A 20,619-nucleotide genomic window follows, 5' to 3' on the forward strand; every position below is an offset into this window, starting at 1 on the left:
ACAATGGGTAAAATTATCGGAATTGACTTAGGTACAACGAACTCATGTGTGGCAGTGATGGAAGGTGGCGAAGCGGTCGTCATCTCGAACGCGGAAGGGAACCGTACGACACCATCTGTCGTCGCCTTCAAAGGGGAAGAACGTCAAGTTGGTGAAGTCGCGAAACGTCAAGCGATCACAAACCCGAACACAATCCAATCGATCAAACGTCACATGGGTACGGCTCATACTGTAGAAGTCGATGACAAGAAATTCACACCACAAGAGATTTCAGCGATCATCTTACAGAAATTGAAAAAAGATGCGGAAGACTACCTCGGCGAGTCAGTGACAGAAGCGGTCATCACCGTTCCTGCTTACTTTAACGACGCAGAGCGTCAAGCGACGAAAGACGCAGGGAAAATCGCTGGACTTGATGTCAAACGAATCATCAACGAGCCGACAGCGGCAGCACTCGCTTACGGTCTTGACAAAGGTGAAGACCACACCATCTTGATCTATGACCTTGGTGGCGGTACGTTCGACGTGTCGATCCTCGAACTTGGCGATGGTGTCTTCGAAGTTGTGGCAACTGCAGGGGACAACCGTCTCGGTGGTGACGACTTTGACCAAAAAGTCATCGACTACCTCGTATCTGAATTCAAAAAAGAGAACGGCATCGACCTCGGACAAGACAAGATGGCGCTCCAACGTCTAAAAGATGCAGCTGAAAAAGCGAAGAAAGACCTTTCGGGCGTGACAAGCGCACACATCAGCCTTCCGTTCATCACGGCCGGAGCTGCTGGTCCGCTTCACCTTGAAACGACACTCACGCGTGCAAAATTTGATGAATTGACAGCCGACCTTGTCGAGCGCACGATGGAGCCGACACGCCGCGCCTTGAAAGATTCTGGTCTTACACCATCTGACCTCGATAAAATCATTCTCGTCGGTGGTTCGACACGTATCCCTGCGGTCCAAAAAGCGATTCACGACTTCACGAAAAAAGAGCCGTTTAAAGGTGTCAACCCGGATGAAGTTGTTGCCCTCGGTGCAGCCATCCAAGGTGGCGTCCTTGCTGGTGACGTCAAAGACGTCGTCCTCCTCGACGTGACTCCGCTTTCACTCGGTATCGAGACGATGGGCGGTGTGATGACGAAGTTGATCGACCGCAACACGACGATCCCGACATCGAAATCACAAGTCTTCTCGACAGCAGCTGACAACCAGCCAGCCGTAGACATTCACGTCCTCCAAGGGGAGCGTCCAATGGCACCGGACAACAAGACGCTTGGCCGCTTCCAATTGACGGACATCCCGCCGGCACCACGCGGTGTGCCGCAAATCGAAGTCAAGTTCGATATCGATGCGAACGGTATCGTTCACGTATCGGCGAAAGACCTCGGCACGAACAAAGAGCAGTCGATCACGATCCAATCGTCTTCAGGTATCGATGAGTCTGAAATCGAGCGCATGGTAAAAGAAGCGGAAGCGAACGCAGAAGCGGACAAACAGCGTAAAGAAGAAGCCGAGCTCCGCAACGAGACGGACCAGCTCGTCTTCGCGACAGATAAAGCGATCAAAGACCTGGGCGACAAAGTCGACGCGGCGGACAAAGAGCGTGCTGAAGCGGCGAAAGAAAAAGCCAAATCAGCACTCGAAGGCACAGACCTCGAAGCAATCCGTACGGCGAAAGACGAATTGTCAAACGTCGTTCAAGAATTGACGCAAAAAGTATATGCGAACATGGCTGAAGAGCAAGGTGCTGAAGGTGCCGAGACACAGACGGAAGCGAAAGACGACAATGTCGTCGACGCGGAGTTTGAAGACCTCGACGATCGTAAATAAGGCAACCGATAGATGGGAGAGCGCCAAAGCAGGTTTCTGCTTTGGCTCTTTCCATGTTAAGGTAGATTCGGTAGAATCTTAGTTTAGACAGTGTAGAGGAGAGAGTAACGTGGCGAAACGAGATTATTATGAAGTGCTTGGCCTAGATAAATCGGCCTCGGCACAAGATATCAAGCGGGCATATCGGAAGCTCGCACGACAATATCACCCAGACATTAACCAAGAGCCGGATGCGGCCGATAAATTCAAAGAGCTCGGAGAAGCGTATGAAGTGCTGTCAGACGAGCAGAAACGGGCCCAGTATGACCGTTTCGGTTTTGAAGGAGCCAGCCAGTTCGGTGGCGGTGGCGACTTCCAAGGAGGCTTCGGTGACATCTTTGACATGTTCTTCGGTGGCGGCGGACGTCGTCAAGACCCGAACGCCCCACGTCGCGGTGAAGATTATCAATACGTCGTCGATCTCGATTTCATGGAGAGCGTGACCGGTAAGACGGAAACGATCGATCTCGAGATCGAAGTCGAATGTGACACGTGCATGGGCAACGGCGCCAAACCAGGCACGAAACCAGAGACGTGCGGCCGTTGTGGTGGCAGTGGTGTCGAGACGGTCGAACAGAACACGATTCTCGGGCGGATGGTCAATCAACGGACATGTAGCCAATGTCACGGTAGCGGCAAGACGATTAAAGAAAAATGTGAGACGTGCCATGGTTCTGGCCACGTCAAGAAACAGAAGCAAGTCGAAGTCAAGATTCCAGCCGGGATTGACAACGGCCAACAGATTCGTCTCTCCGGCAAAGGCGGCCCAGGTTATAACGGCGGGCCAGCTGGAGACCTATATATCGTCGTCCGCGTCCGGGCCCACGAGATCTTTGAGCGGGTCGACCAACACATCACGATGGAGATGCCGGTCACGTACGCACAAGCCGCACTTGGTGCCGAGCTAGAGGTTCCGACCGTCCATGGCAAGGTGAGCTTGAAAGTACCGGCCGGCACACAGACCGGATCGAAATTCCGATTGCGCGGCAAAGGGATGCCGAGCGTACGCGGCGGCGGCAATGGCGACCAGTACGTCAATATCGTCGTCATGACACCGACGAACATGACCGACCGTCAAAAAGAGTTGCTCCGTGAGTTCGAGGAGATCAGCGGAGAAGCAGGCGTCGAAGAACAGCACGGCCTGTTCCAAAAGATGAAGAAGTTTTTTAGCCAGTAAAAGGAGCGTGTTCAAGCGATGAAATGGTCTGAAATTTGTGTCCACACGACACAGCAGGCAGTCGAAGCCGTATCGAATTTATTACATGAAGTGGGGGCACAAGGGGTCGTCATCGAGGACGTTGAGGATTACGACCAGATGATGGCCGAAGACCATTTCGGAGAGATTTGGGACGTTTCCGGACGTGAATCGTATCCGACGTCAGGCGTCTACGTGAAAGCGTACGTCCCGGCGTCTGGTGATTTCCAAGACACCCTTGCCGCGTTCAAAAAAGAAGTGGAAGGGTTGCGTCATATGCTCGATATCGGCACCGGTGACGTGACTGTCGTCGAGATGGATGAAGAGGACTGGGCCCATTCGTGGAAACAGTACTACAAGCCCGTCAAAATCTCACAACATCTCACGATTGTCCCGCTCTGGGAAGATTATGAGCCGCAACCTGAGGAGAACGTCATCTTGCTCGATCCGGGCATGGCGTTCGGCACAGGGACGCATCCGACGACGATGCTCTGCATCCAAGCAATCGAGAACTATATTCAGCCGGGTGACCGGTTGATTGATGTCGGTACCGGGTCAGGTGTGCTCGCTATCGCTGCGGCGAAACTTGGGGCAAAACGCATCGAAGCGCTTGATTTAGATGCGGTCGCCGTCGAATCAGCACGTCAAAACGTCGAGACGAACGATGTCCAGGACGTCGTCGATGTGAAGACGGGAGATTTGTTGAAAGGGATGACGGGTGAGTACGATCTCGTCGTCGCCAACATTTTGGCCGACGTCATCATGCTCTTCATCGATGACGCTTACGCACGCGTCAAGCCAGGCGGGTACTTCATCACGTCGGGCATCATCGGACAGAAGCGGGCCGAAGTGACGGAAGCGCTCAAGGCGTCCGGGTTCGCGATTGAAGAGACAAGGGTCATGGAAGACTGGGTCGCGATCATCGCGAAGAAAGGGTAAGCCATGCAACGTTACTTTTTACCGCGTGAATCTTTTGTCAATGACACGGTAACGTTACCGGCCGACGTCGTCCATCATATCGGGACAGTGCTCCGGGAGACTCCAGGTTATCGCATGGTGCTCTTAGACGGGACCGGTCTTGAATATGAGGCCGAGGTCATGATGCTCGAGAAGAAGATGGGCACGGCCCGTGTGCTCGAACGCCGTCAAGCATCGACCGAACTGCCGATCGAGGTGACGCTCGCCTATGCGCTCCCGAAAGGGGATAAAGTCGAACTCGTCGCCCAAAAAGGGACCGAGCTCGGCATGCATCACTTTTGGTTGTTCGAGTCGAAGCGTTCGGTTGCAAAATGGGACACCAAAAAAGCACCGAAAAAAATTGAACGACTCCAGAAAATCATGCAGGAAGCGGCTGAACAGTCTTACCGTGCCGTCGTTCCGATGTGTCAACATATCACACCTCGGGAACTGGCGGACCGGATCGATGCGTTCGATGCCGTCGTCATCGCCTATGAGGAAGAAGCGAAGCAAGGGGAGCAAGCAGCGTTTGCGACCGTGTTGCAAGCACTTCAACCTGGGGCGAAACTACTGCTCATCGTCGGGCCCGAAGGTGGCTTTGACGAAGATGAAGTGAACGAGTGGACGGTACGCGGGGCACAGGCCTGTGCGTTCGGACCACGCATCTTGCGTTCGGAGACGGCGCCGCTCTATGCGCTCGCAGCTGTCTCTTATGCACTCGAATTGAATTAACACGTCAAACGTCTCTCGCGAATGCGGGAGCCGTTTTTTTATCTAGCAAAAACAGGCTCGCGATTTGGGCGCGAGCCTGTCAGGTTGATTATTTGACGAGTGTGATCGTCTTCGTCGTCACGTTGCCGGCGAGGTCAGTCACCTCGAACGTGAACGTGTTCTCACCTGACGTCACAGGAAGCGTGACCGTCTGTGTTTTTGCGAATGAACGCATCTCATACGGTGCTTTCAGCGCTTGGCTGAATTTCAAATCACCGTTGACGACGAGCTTCACTTCGTCGAAGTTGTCTTTCACCGTCACAGCGACGTCGACCGACGTTTGTTTTTTACCGATCTTCTTCGGTAGTTTTCCGAGTTCAATCACGGCTGGTGTCGTATCTACGAAAATCGCACGTTGGAAGTTGGAGACGTTTCCGGCCGCATCCTCGGCGACAAACCGTAACTTATGGACACCGTCCGCGAACGTCCGCGGCGTGTTGAAGACGTGTTCTTTCTTCGCATCGTCCCATGTGAGTGGCACGTCAACGCCGTCGACTTGGAACGATTGGATCGCCGAGGCGTCTTGAATCGTTCCAGATACCGGGATATCCGATGTCGCGTATGGCGTCAAGGCGAGCGGTGCGTTCACGAACACGCCCGGCTTATCGGCGTCTGTCGAGTAGGCGACCGTCTTCGTCGTGCTGTTGCCGGCGTGATCGACGACGCGAACGCTGACTTGATCAGCGTCACTGACGCCTGAGAACGTGTAAGCTTTGCCGTCAGCCTGTTTGGCGACGGATTTCCCGTTCAAGAAGTATTCGACCGAATGGATGCCTGAGAAGTCATCTTTCGCTTGGACCGCCAAGCTGTCCCCTTGCCATTTCGTCGTGAACGTCGGGTCCGTGTAATCGACTTTGACCGGGAAACGTAGCGTCTGGGCTTGTTTCTTCATGTAGTCGATACTTCCTTCAATCTCATAGAAGTACTTGCCGGCCGGGGCCGGTTTGCCGTTCAACTGGCCATCCCATGTGTAAGCAGCCGAGTAGTAGTAAGGGGTGTTGGCACCGCCGTCAAAGTAGTTTTTACGGAGCTCTTCGTCTTGGAACAGCGTCCGGACGACATTGCCCGACTCGTCGACGATGCGGTATTTGACGTCTTTGGCGTTACGGAGCAACGAGAACACCGGTACGGCGACATCTTTTGAGCCATCTTTGTCAGGTGAGAAGGCAATGGCATCGGCAGAGACTGATTGGTCGAGGTTCGAACCGAGATAATTCCCTGTCTGATCGACCATACCTGCCACTTCGTAGAATGAGCCATCTTCATAGATGGACGCATCGAAGATTGGCGCCTTGCCCCAGTCTCCTTCGAAACCGACGAACGGCACGACGAGTGACGGGTTGCCCTCAGGACCGTTGACGTCCGTCAAACGGACGAATCCGTCGACGAAGTATCCGTTCTCAAAGACGTCTTTCGCCGGCACAAGGCCGTCGAGCGTTTTTGGATTGAGCACTTTTGCTTTTGAGACGTCGAGGGCGACTTTAAGCTCTACTTTTGCGTTCGGTTTTACTTTGACCGTACGAACTTTCTTGCCATTCACCGTCACTTTGGCGTTTTCGAGCGCTTGCGCTTCCATCGCATTTTGGACGAGTCCGGCCGTCTGCTCGATGGCGAGATCGGTCTGGAGTGACGAAGACACGTTATACGATACGGCCTTATCGGACAAGTTCTCGACGATGAGCGTGAACGTCGCCTTACTGCGATTCAATTCCTTGAGTGCGACTTTCGCTTCTTTCGTCTTCTTCTCATATGCGATCGCCGGTGTCGAGACGGCGGCGTGCAATTGCATGAGACCGGCTCCACCACGACGAGGCGTGTACGGAAGGTTTTGTTGCAACTGTTTGTTGAGCGGTCCGATATCCGTGACAGCTTTCGACGTGTTGATGAGCAAGTTCTTCGCCATTGTGACACGTGCTGTGCCCGTCAAATTGAAGTCGCGGTCGACGCGCTCGAGGACGAGGGCGGCTCCACCGGCAACGTGTGGTGCGGCCATCGATGTACCGCTCATCAAGCCGTATTGGTTATCGTTCAACGTCGAGAAGATTTGTCCGCCCGGTGCTGAAATTTCTGGCTTGAAGTCAAGGTTTGGCGTCATGCCCCACGATGTGAAGTTCGAGAGTTGACCGGCCGCGCCGTTGACGACGCTGAGTCGATCACCGGCAAAGCCGATCGTCATCTGTTCACCAGCAAGGAGACGCTGTTGCAAGGCGTTCCCGTCTTTAATGCTGAGCGAGGCCATCGGAATTTTCGGATTGGACAGTGCCATGCTTACATAGTCGCCATGACCGACGGCTCCGCGGACGATGACGCCGGCCGCGCCGTTCGCTTCGGCTGTTTGTTGAATGTTTGAATAGAAGTAACTACCGTCGCGGACCGCGAGGACGATTTTTCCTTTGACATCTTTTCCGACGTATTGGCTCGGTTGGCCGTCGCCAACGTAAACGAGGTCATAGTTACCTTGTGTGAAGGCAGGACCGTCTTGTTTTTTCCAACCGATTTTGTCCGTGGCGTCACCCGACTTGACCGAGAACGCGTCCAATTGGATTTGATCGTTCTCGAGCGAAGCGACTGATGTCGACGCCGAGCTGACACTTGGGGCACCGACGACGCCTGTATCCGGGTTATCGGCGTATGGGAGGTCATATCCGTTCCCGAAGTAAGCCGAGTTTCCAGCCGAGATTGACATGAAGACACCGTTATCGACGGCACGTTGGACGGCTTGTTGTTCCGGTGAGTCGGCATCGACGAATCCGGCCGTCGAGCCGAGACTCATGTTGATGACGTCCGCACCGAGCTTAATGGCGTCATCAATCGCTTTGATGTAGATATCCCCATATGTCGAAGCATAGTTTGGATCGTTACTGAATACTTTGAGGCCGAGCACTTGCGCCTCAGGGGCGACACCTTTCAAACCGCCGGCCGCTTCATCACCGTTGGCAGCGACCGTACCCGATACGTGCATGCCGTGCATCGAGGCACCAGGTGAATCGTCACGGATATCATCGTTCTCATCATAATAGTTATACGCGTATGGGACTTTTTCATTTATGTAAGCTCCAGGCATGCCGAACGTACTGACCGCCGTCTCGACTTCTGTTTGAGATAATTCGGCTTTTGAGTCATCTGTGAGACGGAAGTCGCGGTGATCGGCATCGACACCTGTATCGATGACAGCGACGATTGTTCCTTCACCTGTGAAACCGTAATCGCCCCACGTCTGTTGTGATTGGACCATGCCATTACTTGTCACCATGTCGGGTTTTACTTCTGGACGTTCGTATTCGTTGACGACATGAACACTTGCGACTTCAGGCAACGCCTCGACTTTTTTGACATCGTTCGCTGTGAGCATCGTACTGAAACCGTTGAAGACGGTCGTGAATTCTTCGAGCGTCACGGCCTTGACTCCCTTTTTCGAGATGGCAGCTTTTGCTTTCTTCTGTTCGGCCTTGACGAGTTTTTGAGCACCGTCTTTTTCGGTCTTCGTCAACTCATTGAACTTCTTACCTTTCTTTTTCGCTTGCTCGATTGCCGGGGCACCCACGAGTTCAACGACGACACGTAATTTCTCATGCTTGTCGGTCGAGCTCACGCTCTGTTTGACGGATGGCTTGGCCAAGACCGGTTCTGCACTGAGGCCGAGCAAGCCAGGGGTCAATGCGAGGCAAGTCGCGAGGGAGACGTTCAAATAAAATTTTGGTTGTGGCAATTTAGTATCCTCCAATCGTTTTTTGAAAAAATAAATCCATTTGTGGAAAATGATAGCGGATAAACGATGGAAATACCTTTTATTTTTTAAACGTAAGGGTAATGAATTTGCACAAATTAAAAGATTCTGACAATTACTTTGGACCTATATGCCTAGATTGGTGGATAGGTCTTTTTTCATCTTTACGATCTTGCAGGGCGAAAAAAGAAATCAGGTAATTGAAGCGAACAATATACTTGAGATTTTTGCTAGAAGTTGATACAGTCTGTAGTAGATAAATCATATAAAACTTATCGATATAGTCGGAATAAAATGATGAGGTGACAGCATGGGATTACAATTCATGGACATATTTAAAGAATGGGCGTCGGATTATGACGCGACTGTGACCGGACACGATGAACAGTATCGCGAAGTGTTCGCCGGATATGAGACGATGCTCAGCGAGGTCGTCGACCAGTTAGAAGGCCGGGTCATGGAGTTCGGGAGTGGAACGGGAAACTTGAGTGCGAAAATTTTGGAGCGTCACGAATTGATTCCAGTCGAACCGTCTCCAGAGATGCGGGCCATCGCAGCCGAGAAATTACAACTCGATATCGTCGATGGTGATTTCCTCAACTATCCGACGAATCAATCGATTGATACGATTGTGTCGTCCTATGCATTCCACCATTTAACGGATGATGAGAAACGAACGGCGATTCGAAGTTACGTCGAACGTCTCGACGCACCGCGGTTCGTCTTGCTTGATACGATGTTCGCCTCGCAATCGGCGAAACGGGACATCTTGGACTGGGCCGAAACGAACGGCTATACCGACTTACTAGAGGATTTGAATCGAGAGTTTTATCCATATACTCAAACGATTCAAGCGATGCTCGAAGCAAACGGCTATACCGTTACCCTTACACAAAAGAATAAATTCGTCTGGCTCGTCGTGGCCACAAAACAATCAGGAGGAACTCAATCATGAAAAGCTATAAAGTCGAAAGCTTTAATTTAGACCATACAAAAGTACAAGCGCCTTACGTCCGTTTAGCCGGAGTGAAGAAAGGGACAGCCGATACGATTTATAAATATGACATTCGCTTCATTCAACCGAACGAAGGTCTCATGCCGATGCGGGCCGTCCATTCGCTCGAACATTTGATTGCGGAAAACAGCCGCAGCCACTCGAATCAAATCATCGATGTATCGCCGATGGGTTGCCAGACAGGCTTCTATTGGACGATGTTGAACGATGGGGATTACGAAGCGATGCTCGACCTCGTCGAAGCGACACTCCGTGACGCAGCAAACGCGACGGAATTGCCGGCGCAAAACCCGATTCAGTGCGGAAGCGCGAACCATCATGATTTCGAGGGCGCGAAGAAGCTTGCGGCCGATATGCTTGCCAAGCGCGACGAATGGCACATCATCTTCAAGGATGAAGCGTAAATGATTGTCCAAAGCGTCTATGAATTGATTGGTGAGACGCCTCTGCTTGAGTTACGGACGTTGCCTGTACCTGCTGGCGTCAAAGTATACGGCAAGCTCGAGATGATGAATCCGGGCGGTAGCGTCAAAGATCGTCTCGGTTTGCAGTTGATTGAACGGGCGCTTGAACGCGGACAACTCGAACCAGGCGGAACAGTCGTCGAACCGACGGCCGGGAATACGGGAATCGGGCTCGCGCTCGCCTGTCAACGTCATGGCATCAACTTGATGACCGTCACCCCGGAGAAGTTCAGTCAAGAGAAGCAAGCACTTATGGCGCTTCTCGGGGCGACCGTCGTCAACACGCCGACCGAACTCGGGATGAAAGGCGCCATCGCGCGGGCGAAAGAACTCGCCATCGAACATGACGCCTATGTGCCAGAACAGTTCTCGAACCCGGACAACCCGGACGCGTACGTCGACACGCTCGCTCTTGAGCTTCAAGCCGACCTTCCCCACATCGATGTGTTCGTCGCCGGGGCTGGATCAGGCGGCACGTTCACGGGTGTCGCGAGCAAATTGCGGCCGAACGGGACGAAGACGATCGTCGTCGAGCCGGAAGGGTCGATTTTAAACGGGGGAGCTCCTGGTCCCCATAAGACAGAAGGAATTGGGGTCGAGGCGTGGCCGGCATTCTTGCCGCACGACCTCGTCGACGGAATCTATACGATTACGGACGAAGAAGCGTTCTATTATGTCGCCCATCTCGCTAAACAAGAAGGCTTGCTCGTCGGAAGTTCATCCGGAGCGGCCATCGCGGCATGTGTTCAAGAAGCGGCGAAGATGACGGAAGGTGTCATCGTCACGATTTTACCGGACAGCGTCGAACGGTATTTAAGTCAAGGAATAGTCAAGGAGGCAGAATATGCGTACAAAAACAGCACTCATTCATGGCGGTAAAACGACGGATCCGTTAACGGGAGCCGTCACGCCACCGATTTATCAGACGAGCACGTACAAGCAAGACGGAATCGGTAATCTCCGGGAAGGGTATGAATATTCGCGGACGGCGAACCCTACGCGTACGGCACTCGAAACACTGATCGCCGATATCGAGGGCGGTGCTCGCGGATTTGCGTTCGGCTCTGGAATGGCAGCCATCTCAACGATCTTGATGTTAATGAAATCAGGGGACCACGTCATCGTCGGTTCTGATGTATATGGAGGAACGTACCGTGTATTCAATCGAGTATTTCAATCACTTGGCTTGGAGGCATCTTTTGTCGATACGGCCGATGCGCAAGCGGTCCGTGAAGCGTTCCAACCGAACACAAAAATGATTTACGTCGAGACACCGACGAACCCGCTCTTGAACGTCACAGACATGCGTCTCATCCGCGCTATCGCCGATGAAGCGAACGTCCTGTTCGTCGTCGACAACACGTTTATGACACCTTATTTCCAAAACCCGATTGAATTGGGAGCGGATTATGTACTGCATAGCGCCACGAAATATCTTGGCGGTCATAGCGATGTCGTCGCCGGTCTCGTCGTCGCGCGCACGGAAGAGCTTGGGGAGCGTTTGGCGTTCCTTCAAAACTCTATCGGCGCGGTCCTTGGACCACAAGACAGTTTCCTTGTCGTCCGTGGGATCAAGACGCTCGCGGTCCGTATGGAAGAGATCGAGTCAAATGCGCTCGCGCTCGTCGACTACTTGACGAAGCACGAAGCCGTCAGCCGTGTCCTGCATCCGAGTGTCGGCAGCGAAGAAGCAAAGCGGGTCCACTTGTCGCAGGCGCGCGGTTTCGGCGGAATGATCGCCTTCGATGTCGGTTCAGCAGAGGCGGCCGAACTCGTCGTCGCGAAGACGAAGTTCTTCACGCTCGCCGAAAGTCTCGGTGCGGTGGAGAGCTTGATTAGTGTCCCAGCTCGAATGACCCATGCGTCAATCCCGGCTGAACGTCGTCTTGAGCTCGGCATCACGGACGGGCTCGTCCGTATCTCGGTCGGCCTCGAAGATGTACAGGATTTGATTGAAGATTTGGAACATGCGCTCGCTACTGTTGCGGCGATTCCGAACTAAGATTTCTATTCTTTAGAGGTGTGCTCCGTGAGCGCACCTCTTTTTGTCGTGTTTGAGGTGAGAGAATTCGCTTGAATGTGCGAATCGCATCGACTACACTGACGATAATTGATTACGAGAGCGGGTGAACGGAGTGAACAAAGGTGTCATGCCCACGGTCGGAGCCTACGTCATGTGGGGCGTCCTACCGATTTATTGGAAGTTTTTGCAGGAAATACCGAGCGGGCAAATCTTGGCCCATCGGATCGTCTGGTCGTTCCTCTTCATCTTACTTGTCTTGAAATGGACGAAACAGTGGACCGAGTTCAACTATGCGCTTCGGCACCGGGCGACACGGAACGCTTTTATGTTGAACGGCTTCATCGTCAGTGCCAACTGGTTCGTGTACATATGGGCGGTCAATCACGGCTATATCATCGAAGCGTCACTCGGTTATTACATCAACCCACTCGTGAGCATGGTGTTAGGTGTGCTTGTTTTTCGGGAATCATTAAATCGAGTACAATGGCTCGCGGTGACCGTGGCGGCGATTGGCGTGCTCGTTTTGACGTTCGGGTACGGATCGTTCCCGTGGATCGCGTTCATCTTGGCTAGTACGTTTGGATTTTATGGGATGGTCAAAAAGCGCCGTCCGCTCGCCTCGACGGTCAGCCTCGGCATCGAGACGCTCGCGGTCGTGCCGGTCGCTATCCTATTCTTGGGCTGGCAGACGGCGCAAGGCGGATTGACGATGACGACCGAGCCGGTCATCTGGGTCGCGTTGGTCGGGACGGGTGTGATGACAGCGTTACCGCTTCTCCTATTTGGATACGGGGCACAACACATCCCGTTCACGCTCGTCGGGTTTCTTCAGTTCATTGCACCGACACTCAGTCTCGCAATCGGGGTCGTTTTGTATAACGAACCGTTCACGGGCTATCACATCTTTGCGTTCACGTGTATATGGGTTGCCATTTTCTTCTTTAGTTGGAATAGTTGGATCCAGACACGAAAACGGCGTCAACTCGCCTAAAGTGAAAGCTGTTACATTTCAAAAAAACATGATAATATGTTAGATGTCAGACCTATATGTCAGACCGATACATCAAAGGAGGAATTTTAAGATGGAATTAGCACGCTATATCGACCACACAGCTTTAAAAGCAGAAACAACAAAAGACCAAGTTACAAAACTTTGTGCCGAGGCGCTCGAGTATAAATTCGCAAGCGTCTGTGTCAACCCGACTTGGGTGAAATACGCGGCGGAACAACTCAAATCAGATGACGACGTCAAAGTATGTACGGTCATCGGCTTCCCGCTCGGAGCCAACACGCCAGAAGTAAAGGCGTTTGAAACAAAAGACGCGATTGCGAACGGTGCAGGCGAAATCGATATGGTGATCAATATCGGCGCCATGAAAGACGGCGACTTCGACCTCGTCGAACGCGACATCCGCGCTGTCGTCGAAGCGGCAAACGGGACACTCGTCAAAGTCATCTTTGAGACATGCCTGCTCACAAAAGAAGAAATCAAAAAAGCGGCTGAGCTTTCAGTCAAAGCAGGCGCAGACTTCGTGAAAACGTCGACGGGCTTCTCAACAGGCGGCGCGACAGTAGAAGATATCCGCCTCATGCGTGAGACGGTCGGACCAGATCTTGGCGTCAAAGCTTCAGGTGGCGTACGTGATTTCGAAGGCGCACAAGCGATGATCGATGCCGGCGCGACGCGCATCGGCGCATCAGCTGGAATCGCCATCGTCACTGGCGGACGCTCAGATAGCGACTATTAATAACTAGTAGTTGACCGCACGACTTACTTTCACTATAATATGTTATGACGTGTGAAACACGTTTCCTTAGTCGTGTAATTCGGAGGGAGGGAAAACTAGTGGAAACTCGTGTCCGTAAAAACGAATCGCTTGAAGACGCTCTTCGTCGTTTCAAACGCGGTGTTTCGAAAGATGGCACTCTTGCCGAAGTTCGCAAACGTCGTCACTACGAAAAGCCAAGCGTAAAACGCAAATTGAAATCAGAAGCTGCGCGTAAGCGTAAGAAATTCTAATTTCAGTTTCATTTGTAGAGAGGGTGTTAGCTCATGAGTCTTCAAGAACGCTTGACGGACGACATGAAGCAAGCCATGCGCGCAAAACAGAAAGATCGTCTCACGACGATCCGAATGGTCAAAGCGTCGCTCCAAAATGAGGCCATCAAATTTGGTCGACAAGATCTTACTGAGGAAGAGGAACTCACGGTGCTCAACCGAGAGATGAAACAGCGCAGAGACTCCCTCCGAGAATTCGAAAGCGCTGGTCGTGAAGACCTTGCATCTAAAGTAGCTGACGAGATTGTCGTACTAGAGGCCTATATGCCTGAACAACTTTCTGAAGATGAAGTCACGGCGATCGTGAAAGCAGCTATTGCTCAAACGAATGCCACAGGCCCGTCAGATATGGGTAAGGTGATGGGCGTCGTCATGCCTCAAGTTAAAGGCAAGGCAGACGGTGGTCTTGTGAACCGCATTGTCAAACAACAATTGACGAATTAATGAAAGAGACAGGAGCTTTTGGGTCAAACCAAAAGTTTCTGTCTTTTTTTGCGTATTCTGAAACCACAAGCAAACTTGTTTCGTATACACTAGAGATAAGAGGTAGCTTGTGAACTCGGAAGGGGGTTGCAATACGATGACATTTGGTCTCGGAGTGATTCTGACAGTATTTTTTGTCGGGATCGTCCTTCTAGGAATTGAAGTGTTCGTTGCCGGTTTCGGATTGTTCGGCGTGCTAGGGATTGGGGCGGTCGTCGCCAGCTTAATCATGGCGGGTGCCACGATCGGGCAACTATGGTTGTCACTCGGCTTAGCTACGGCCATCGTCGCTGGACTCGGATTTTGGGCATATCGTCGCCTACAGTCCAATCGTTCGCTCATGTATAAAGGGTTGATTTTGACCGATTCGACGTCCACAGACAAAGGGTATTTGTCTCACGATGACCGCAAACAGTTACTCGGGAAAGTCGGGGTCACGTTGACGCCGCTTCGCCCAGCGGGTACCGCTGAGATTGATGGAGAACGGATTGATGTCGTGACAGAAGGTAGCTATCTCGATTCACAAACGAAAATTCAGGTGTATAAAGTCGATTCGGGACGCGTTGTCGTCCGTAGCTTTATAGAGCCGAAGGAGGATGTAACAGAATGACACCAGAACTATTGACCACGTTACTCATCTCGGGTGGAGGATTGATTGCACTCGCCGTATTCTTCACATTCGTACCGGTCGGGCTGTGGATCAGCTCGTTCGCAGCTGGCGTCCACGTCTCGATTTTCACATTGGTCGGGATGCGACTCCGTCGCGTCGTCCCGTCTAAAATCGTGAACCCGCTCATCAAAGCGGTCAAAGCCGGCATCGGCTTGAACACGAACCAACTCGAAAGTCACTTTTTGGCCGGCGGTAATGTCGACCGTGTCGTCAACGCCTTGATTGCGGCGCATCGTGCAGATATCGAGTTGTCATTCGAACGGGCTGCAGCGATTGATCTCGCGGGCCGTAACGTGTTAGAGGCTGTGCAAATGTCCGTCAACCCGAAAGTTATCGAAACACCGTTCATCGCAGGTGTGGCCATGGACGGGATTGAAGTGAAAGCGAAAGCCCGGATCACGGTCCGTGCCAACATCGACCGCCTCGTCGGGGGTGCTGGGGAAGAGACGATTATCGCCCGTGTCGGTGAAGGGGTCGTCTCGACGATCGGTTCGCAGCACAACCATAAGCACGTCTTGGAGAACCCGGATATGATTTCACGTACCGTATTGACGAAAGGTCTCGATTCAGGAACGGCGTTCGAGATTCTCTCGATCGATATCGCAGACATCGATATCGGTAAAAACATCGGGGCGGTCCTTCAGACCGACCAAGCCGAGGCTGATAAGAAAATCGCACAAGCGAAAGCGGAAGAACGCCGCGCGATGGCGATTGCCCGTGAGCAAGAGATGAAATCATCGGTCGAAGAGATGCGCGCGAAAGTTGTCGCGGCCGAGGCGGAAGTCCCGCTCGCGATGGCCGATGCCCTTCGACACGGTAAGCTCGGGGTCATGGACTACGTCAACTACTTGAACGTCCAAGCCGATACAGAAATGCGCAAAGCGATCGGTCACCCAGTCGAATCTGACAAAGAGTGACCGGGATGGATGGACTTTGGGTACTACTCCTTGCCGCTTTCGGGATCGCTTCGGCGGTCATGAAGCGGATGGAGAAATCATCATCTACTGGAGAACGGCCGCCGAGCACAGATTTGAAGCGCTATCTCGATACGGTCGGTGACATGATGAAAGAAGTCGAAGCGACGTTTGATGAGCCGCGAGACGGCAAGGAAAAACCGGCACCGCAAAAACTGCGTCGCCGGGTCGCCGCCCCGGCTGAATCAAGGGAATCCCAGCCGTCGCGCCGACGTGAAGAGTTGCCGCATGTGAGCGCGCAGTTCGAACAGACGGTTAAAATCCCACCGATTTCGGAGGCGGCCGAGTCGCGGCCGCAATCACAACCACGCATGTCGATGAAGCAAGTTCGACAAGCGGTCGTGTGGAGTGAAATTTTACAACCGCCGGTATCGAAACGCCGACGCTAAGTTTGAAGCAGTGACATCGAGTCACTGCTTCTTTTTGTGGTCGAAACGGACGGTCTTTCTTTCACGAACGGCTTGATAGTGCTAAAGTAAAGAAGGAACAATCTACTGATGGGGAGGAGAAACTACCATTGATAATGACTGATAAGATTCCGTTCGTCATGGAACATGCGAACGAAGCGCAGGCGCTCCTCGGACCGAAGGACGAAGTGTTTCACGCCATCGAAGCAGAACTCGCGGTCGCACTCACTCCTCGTGGAGAAGAATTGATCATTCAGGCCGATACCGCCGACACACTCGAACTGACAAAGACCGTCATCAAGACGTTACAGCAGCTCGTCAAGAAAGGGGCACGCTTGAACGAGAGCGATGCCATCAGCGTGATTCAACATATCAAGGTCGGCAAAGGCGATGAATTGCTTGAACACTATGAACGAGTCGTCTTCACGACGAACAAAGGGAAACCGATTCGGGCGAAAACGGTCGGACAGAGCCGCTATGTCCGTGCCATCGAAAAACGCGATCTCGTCTTCGGAATCGGACCGGCCGGGACCGGGAAGACATATTTGGCCGTCGTCTTGGCGGCGCGAGCGTTGAAGGAAGGACAAGTCAAACGCATCATCTTGACACGTCCGGCCGTTGAAGCTGGGGAGAACCTGGGTTTCTTGCCAGGGGACTTGAAAGAGAAAGTCGACCCGTACTTACGTCCGCTCTACGACGCCTTGTTCGACGTCTATGGCGTTGAACAGACGAATCGCTTGCTCGAACGAGGCACAATCGAAGTGGCCCCGCTTGCCTACATGCGAGGACGCACGCTCGAAGATGCGTTCGTCATCTTAGACGAGGCGCAAAACACGACGAAAGAGCAGATGAAGATGTTTCTGACGCGACTCGGCTTCGGCTCGAAAATGGTCGTCACCGGCGATTTGACCCAAGTCGATTTACCGAAAGGAAAGGCGTCAGGGCTTCAAGAGGCGTTACATTTACTCGAACGAGTCGATGGGATTCATTTCGAACACTTCACGTCGTCGGATGTCGTTCGACATCCGCTCGTTAAGAAAATCATCAACGCCTATAGTACTGAACTCACATAACAAAAAGGGGGGGCACTGATGCAGCAAGCACGTCATTGGACGGTCGCGACGATCTCCGTCCTCTTTTTTCTCATTCTAGGCGCGATTCTCTATTTTACAGTGCGCCCATCGATTATTAGCGTCGAACCGCTCGGGATTGCCGAACAGGATATTCGCTCGCCCATCACGATCGAGGACCGGACGGCGACGGAACGATTGCAGCAAGATGCCGTCAATGGCGTCGGAAGTCAATTTTCACTCCGGCGCGAGTTCGCCGATCAACAGATCGCCAAAGTCGAGCAACTGTTCGCGGCGTTCGAAGTGACAGAAGAGGATACTGAGCTCGCGGATATAAAGAACCGATTGAACTCGACCGAGGTGAACGGATTTCTTGGTGACGATGAGTTGAACTTGCTTCTCGAGGCGTCTGAGAACACGCGTCGGACGGTCGAAGATGTCACCGTGACGGCTCTCCAAGAAGTGATGGGCAATCGAATCGAGACGAGCTCACAGTCGATCTCGGAAGCGAGAGACCGGGCCGAGACGCTCGTTGATCAATCACCACTCTCGCTTGAGTTTCGTGCTATCGCCAATAGTCTGAGCGATCAATTGATCGTCCCGAACTACGTGTTCGACTCAGAGGCGACGCGTGAAAAAGAACAGGAAGCGCTCGACGCAGTCGAACCGGTCATCATCCAAGAAGGGCAATTGCTCGTTAATCAAGGGGAAGTCGTGACGCGTGAAATTTATCGTAAGCTCGAGTTGACCGGTGCGATTGACCCGAACCGTTCGTTCGCGCCGTTGTTCGGGGCCTACTTACTGAGTGGACTGTTGACGGTCGGATTCCTCTTCATGCTCATCCGGTCAAAAATTCAACAGATATTGCTTCGTCCCAAAATATTGATTACCGTGTACGGGTTGTTATTGCTTCAGCTAGGCATCTTTTTCGGTGTCGGTTATATCGGCATCGAGTTCACGACGTACGCCTACGTCCTCGCACCGACAGCGTTCGTCGTCCTGTTGCTCCGCATCCTCGTCGATGAACGGGTCGCGCTCGCCTCAGCCCTCATCACGATGGTCGCCGGATCGATCGTGGCGAGCTTTGGCCAAAACACAAGCTTTATGACGGTCGTTTATTTTGCGACGGGTAGTTTCTTGGCCGTCTTCCTCGTCGAACCGAAGATTCAGCGAAAACGGCTGTTCTTATCGGGGATCCTGCTTGGAATCATTAATATCATCATGGTGCTCGCGCTCTTGTTCTTGCGCAACACGCTAGTGACGTGGGAGATGGTCGCGTATTTGTCAGGTTTCGCGATCACGAGCGCCCTGCTCTCGATCGTGCTCACGTTCGGCTTCCTGCCGTTTCTTGAGCCTTGGTTCGGCGTCTTGTCTTCGGGTCGTCTGATTGAACTGATGAGCCCGACGCATCCACTTCTGCGCAAGTTGTTGATGGAGGCGCCTGGGACGTATCATCACAGCATGATGGTCGCCAACCTGGCCGAGTCGGCGTGTGAGGCGATCGGGGCCGATGGACTGCTCGCTCGGGTCGCGAGTTATTATCACGACCTCGGCAAGACCGAGCGCCCGCTCCATTTCATCGAGAACCAACAGACCGGGATCAACCCGCACGACCGGCTCACACCGGAAGAATCGGCCGACATCATCATGGCGCACCCGTATGACGGCGCCGACTTGTTGCGTCGCTACAAGTTACCGAAAGAGATTATTGATATCGCTGAACAACATCACGGAACATCGCTCCTGAAGTTCTTTTACGTGAAAGCGAAGGAGTCGCGGGACGTCACCGAGTCGCGTTTCCGCTACCCGGGACCGAAACCGCAGACGCGCGAGGCTGCAGTCGTCATGATTGTCGATTCAATCGAAGCGGCGGTGCGGTCGCAGAAACAGCCGACGCCGGAACGAATCCGTCAGCTCGTCAGTGCGATCATCCGCGACAAGTTGCAAGATGGACAATTCGAAGATTGTGATTTGACGACGAAAGAAGTATGGCGCGTCGGGGAGAGTGCGTGTGAGACGTTGACCGGACTGTTCCATGAACGGATTGAGTACCCAGAATTGAAGAAAGAAGGCGAATTACATGCAAATCATTTCGAACGATGAGCAAGGATTGTTGACAGATGCTCAAGTCGAACTCGTCGAATCTATTTTAGTGCATGCGGCGCTCGAAGAAGACGTTGAAGAACCGAGCGAGCTATCGGTCACATTTTTGACAAACGATGAGATTCAAGAAATCAACCGAGAATGGCGCGGAAAAGACGCCCCGACCGATGTGATCAGTTTTGCCTTCGATGAGATGGGCGAAGAAGAGATGGACTTTATGCTCGATGAAGATGAGCCGCGTCTCCTCGGCGATTTGCTGATTTCCGTCGAACGTTGCCGTGAACAGGCGGCAGACTACGGTCACTCGTTCGAACGGGAACTTGGCTTTTTGGCCATCCATGGCTTTTTGCACCTCCTCGGCTACGACCATATGACGCCTGAGGAAGAGGCGGAAATGACGGCACGCCAAGAGCAAGTGCTCGCTCATTTCGAGCTGAAACGAGGCGAAGTGTGAAACCGTTCTGGTTCGCCGTGCACGGCATCGTGCACGCCGTCCGAACCGAACGCAACATGCTGATTCATCTCATGTCGACGTTACTGGTCGTCGTGTTTGCTTGGTGGCTCCCGACGACGAAACTCGAGAACTTGATTCTGTTCGGCTGGGTCGTGCTCGTCATCGCGCTCGAGTTGATGAACACGGCTGTCGAACGCACGGTCGACCTCGTCACGACAGACACTCACCCGCTCGCGAAGCAAGCGAAAGACGTCGCGGCCGGATCGGTCCTTGTCGCAGCGATCGGGGCCGCCATCACGGCACTATTCATTTTTGGCCCTTATATAATCGACAAATTCGTTATATGATTGAACGTATTGGAAATTTAGAAAGCAGGTGCAC

At 52.8% G+C, this 20,619-nt stretch carries 20 protein-coding genes; 19 read left to right on the forward strand and 1 reads right to left on the reverse strand.

All coding sequences use genetic code 11. The features are described 5' to 3' along the window. Positions 1–3 precede the first annotated feature (3 nt). The 4 genes from dnaK to EVJ33_RS12030 all read left to right on the forward strand — a co-directional run bounded on the left by dnaK (position 4) and on the right by EVJ33_RS12030 (position 4,750). The gene (gene dnaK, locus EVJ33_RS12015; RefSeq protein WP_131437436.1) at positions 4–1,827 is read left to right on the forward strand and encodes a molecular chaperone DnaK; all 1,824 of its coding nucleotides are present in this window, start codon (positions 4–6) and stop codon (positions 1,825–1,827) included. Between the two features lie 109 nt (positions 1,828–1,936). Next, positions 1,937–3,043 (forward strand): molecular chaperone DnaJ, encoded by a 1,107-nt coding sequence (gene dnaJ / locus EVJ33_RS12020; RefSeq protein ID WP_131437438.1) that lies wholly within the window; start codon positions 1,937–1,939, stop codon positions 3,041–3,043. Between the two features lie 18 nt (positions 3,044–3,061). Beyond that, positions 3,062–4,000, forward strand: coding sequence for a 50S ribosomal protein L11 methyltransferase (prmA, locus tag EVJ33_RS12025; protein WP_131437440.1), 939 nt, complete (start codon positions 3,062–3,064; stop codon positions 3,998–4,000). 3 nt (positions 4,001–4,003) lie between these two features. Next, positions 4,004–4,750, forward strand: a complete 747-nt coding sequence (locus EVJ33_RS12030; protein ID WP_131437442.1) for a 16S rRNA (uracil(1498)-N(3))-methyltransferase — start codon at positions 4,004–4,006, stop codon at positions 4,748–4,750. An 88-nt stretch (positions 4,751–4,838) separates the two neighbouring features. On the opposite strand, the gene EVJ33_RS12035 is transcribed toward EVJ33_RS12030, so the two are convergent. Beyond that, complete coding sequence (locus EVJ33_RS12035) at positions 4,839–8,498, reverse strand: S8 family serine peptidase (protein WP_131437444.1); 3,660 nt, start codon at positions 8,496–8,498, stop codon at positions 4,839–4,841. A 328-nt stretch (positions 8,499–8,826) separates the two neighbouring features. Here EVJ33_RS12035 and EVJ33_RS12040 point away from each other — a divergent pair, with 328 nt between their 5' ends. The 15 genes from EVJ33_RS12040 (at position 8,827) to EVJ33_RS12110 (ending at position 20,585) form a co-directional block, all read left to right on the forward strand. Then, the gene (locus EVJ33_RS12040; protein ID WP_131437446.1) at positions 8,827–9,471 is read left to right on the forward strand and encodes a class I SAM-dependent methyltransferase; all 645 of its coding nucleotides are present in this window, start codon (positions 8,827–8,829) and stop codon (positions 9,469–9,471) included. After that, positions 9,468–9,935, forward strand: a complete 468-nt coding sequence (locus tag EVJ33_RS12045) for an S-ribosylhomocysteine lyase (protein ID WP_021065678.1) — start codon at positions 9,468–9,470, stop codon at positions 9,933–9,935. The genes EVJ33_RS12040 and EVJ33_RS12045 overlap by 4 nt, the downstream gene beginning before the upstream one ends. Then, positions 9,936–10,874 carry a PLP-dependent cysteine synthase family protein gene (locus EVJ33_RS12050; protein WP_131437448.1) on the forward strand — a complete coding sequence of 313 codons (939 nt, stop codon included), beginning with the start codon at positions 9,936–9,938 and terminating at the stop codon, positions 10,872–10,874. Beyond that, positions 10,840–11,997 carry a bifunctional cystathionine gamma-lyase/homocysteine desulfhydrase gene (locus tag EVJ33_RS12055; protein ID WP_131437450.1) on the forward strand — a complete coding sequence of 386 codons (1,158 nt, stop codon included), beginning with the start codon at positions 10,840–10,842 and terminating at the stop codon, positions 11,995–11,997. The genes EVJ33_RS12050 and EVJ33_RS12055 overlap by 35 nt, the downstream gene beginning before the upstream one ends. Before the next feature lie 133 nt (positions 11,998–12,130). Beyond that, complete coding sequence (gene rarD / locus EVJ33_RS12060) at positions 12,131–13,009, forward strand: EamA family transporter RarD (protein WP_131437452.1); 879 nt, start codon at positions 12,131–12,133, stop codon at positions 13,007–13,009. 91 nt (positions 13,010–13,100) lie between these two features. Next, positions 13,101–13,766, forward strand: a complete 666-nt coding sequence (gene deoC, locus EVJ33_RS12065) for a deoxyribose-phosphate aldolase (RefSeq protein WP_021065682.1) — start codon at positions 13,101–13,103, stop codon at positions 13,764–13,766. Between the two features lie 77 nt (positions 13,767–13,843). After that, positions 13,844–14,038 (forward strand): 30S ribosomal protein S21, encoded by a 195-nt coding sequence (gene rpsU / locus EVJ33_RS12070; protein ID WP_029334745.1) that lies wholly within the window; start codon positions 13,844–13,846, stop codon positions 14,036–14,038. Positions 14,039–14,071: 33 nt separating this feature from the next. Then, positions 14,072–14,521: a GatB/YqeY domain-containing protein gene (locus tag EVJ33_RS12075; RefSeq protein WP_021065683.1), complete on the forward strand. Its 450-nt coding sequence runs from the start codon at positions 14,072–14,074 to the stop codon at positions 14,519–14,521. A 136-nt stretch (positions 14,522–14,657) separates the two neighbouring features. Next, on the forward strand, positions 14,658–15,170 hold the full coding sequence (locus EVJ33_RS12080) for an NfeD family protein (protein ID WP_131437454.1): 513 nt from the start codon (positions 14,658–14,660) through the stop codon (positions 15,168–15,170). Further along, positions 15,167–16,147 (forward strand): flotillin-like protein FloA, encoded by a 981-nt coding sequence (floA, locus tag EVJ33_RS12085; RefSeq protein ID WP_131437457.1) that lies wholly within the window; start codon positions 15,167–15,169, stop codon positions 16,145–16,147. Before EVJ33_RS12080 ends, floA begins: the two co-directional genes overlap by 4 nt. A gap of 5 nt (positions 16,148–16,152) precedes the next feature. Further along, positions 16,153–16,593 carry a hypothetical protein gene (locus tag EVJ33_RS12090; RefSeq protein WP_131437459.1) on the forward strand — a complete coding sequence of 147 codons (441 nt, stop codon included), beginning with the start codon at positions 16,153–16,155 and terminating at the stop codon, positions 16,591–16,593. Between the two features lie 134 nt (positions 16,594–16,727). Next, positions 16,728–17,684: a PhoH family protein gene (locus tag EVJ33_RS12095; protein ID WP_131437498.1), complete on the forward strand. Its 957-nt coding sequence runs from the start codon at positions 16,728–16,730 to the stop codon at positions 17,682–17,684. Positions 17,685–17,702: 18 nt separating this feature from the next. Further along, the gene (locus EVJ33_RS12100; RefSeq protein ID WP_131437461.1) at positions 17,703–19,784 is read left to right on the forward strand and encodes an HD family phosphohydrolase; all 2,082 of its coding nucleotides are present in this window, start codon (positions 17,703–17,705) and stop codon (positions 19,782–19,784) included. Further along, positions 19,762–20,238, forward strand: a complete 477-nt coding sequence (gene ybeY, locus EVJ33_RS12105) for an rRNA maturation RNase YbeY (protein WP_131437463.1) — start codon at positions 19,762–19,764, stop codon at positions 20,236–20,238. Before EVJ33_RS12100 ends, ybeY begins: the two co-directional genes overlap by 23 nt. Then, entirely contained in the window at positions 20,235–20,585 is a 351-nt protein-coding gene (locus tag EVJ33_RS12110; RefSeq protein WP_131437465.1) for a diacylglycerol kinase family protein, read from the forward strand. The genes ybeY and EVJ33_RS12110 overlap by 4 nt, the downstream gene beginning before the upstream one ends. Positions 20,586–20,619 lie beyond the last annotated feature (34 nt).

Source organism: Exiguobacterium sp. SL-10, assembly GCF_004337025.1.
Taxonomy (GTDB): domain Bacteria; phylum Bacillota; class Bacilli; order Exiguobacteriales; family Exiguobacteriaceae; genus Exiguobacterium.

What these genes read in the sequence shown, in the direction of transcription:
- floA (WP_131437457.1), top strand. Translation starts at nt 15,167, where the DNA reads ATGACACCAGAACTATTGACCACGTTACTCATCTCGGGTGGAGGATTG.
- prmA (WP_131437440.1), top strand. Translation starts at nt 3,062, where the DNA reads ATGAAATGGTCTGAAATTTGTGTCCACACGACACAGCAGGCAGTCGAA.
- EVJ33_RS12050 (WP_131437448.1), top strand. Translation starts at nt 9,936, where the DNA reads ATGATTGTCCAAAGCGTCTATGAATTGATTGGTGAGACGCCTCTGCTT.
- EVJ33_RS12075 (WP_021065683.1), top strand. Translation starts at nt 14,072, where the DNA reads ATGAGTCTTCAAGAACGCTTGACGGACGACATGAAGCAAGCCATGCGC.
- EVJ33_RS12090 (WP_131437459.1), top strand. Translation starts at nt 16,153, where the DNA reads ATGGATGGACTTTGGGTACTACTCCTTGCCGCTTTCGGGATCGCTTCG.
- EVJ33_RS12095 (WP_131437498.1), top strand. Translation starts at nt 16,728, where the DNA reads ATGACTGATAAGATTCCGTTCGTCATGGAACATGCGAACGAAGCGCAG.
- EVJ33_RS12055 (WP_131437450.1), top strand. Translation starts at nt 10,840, where the DNA reads ATGCGTACAAAAACAGCACTCATTCATGGCGGTAAAACGACGGATCCG.
- ybeY (WP_131437463.1), top strand. Translation starts at nt 19,762, where the DNA reads ATGCAAATCATTTCGAACGATGAGCAAGGATTGTTGACAGATGCTCAA.
- dnaK (WP_131437436.1), top strand. Translation starts at nt 4, where the DNA reads ATGGGTAAAATTATCGGAATTGACTTAGGTACAACGAACTCATGTGTG.
- EVJ33_RS12100 (WP_131437461.1), top strand. Translation starts at nt 17,703, where the DNA reads ATGCAGCAAGCACGTCATTGGACGGTCGCGACGATCTCCGTCCTCTTT.
- deoC (WP_021065682.1), top strand. Translation starts at nt 13,101, where the DNA reads ATGGAATTAGCACGCTATATCGACCACACAGCTTTAAAAGCAGAAACA.
- EVJ33_RS12040 (WP_131437446.1), top strand. Translation starts at nt 8,827, where the DNA reads ATGGGATTACAATTCATGGACATATTTAAAGAATGGGCGTCGGATTAT.
- EVJ33_RS12080 (WP_131437454.1), top strand. Translation starts at nt 14,658, where the DNA reads ATGACATTTGGTCTCGGAGTGATTCTGACAGTATTTTTTGTCGGGATC.
- EVJ33_RS12030 (WP_131437442.1), top strand. Translation starts at nt 4,004, where the DNA reads ATGCAACGTTACTTTTTACCGCGTGAATCTTTTGTCAATGACACGGTA.
- EVJ33_RS12045 (WP_021065678.1), top strand. Translation starts at nt 9,468, where the DNA reads ATGAAAAGCTATAAAGTCGAAAGCTTTAATTTAGACCATACAAAAGTA.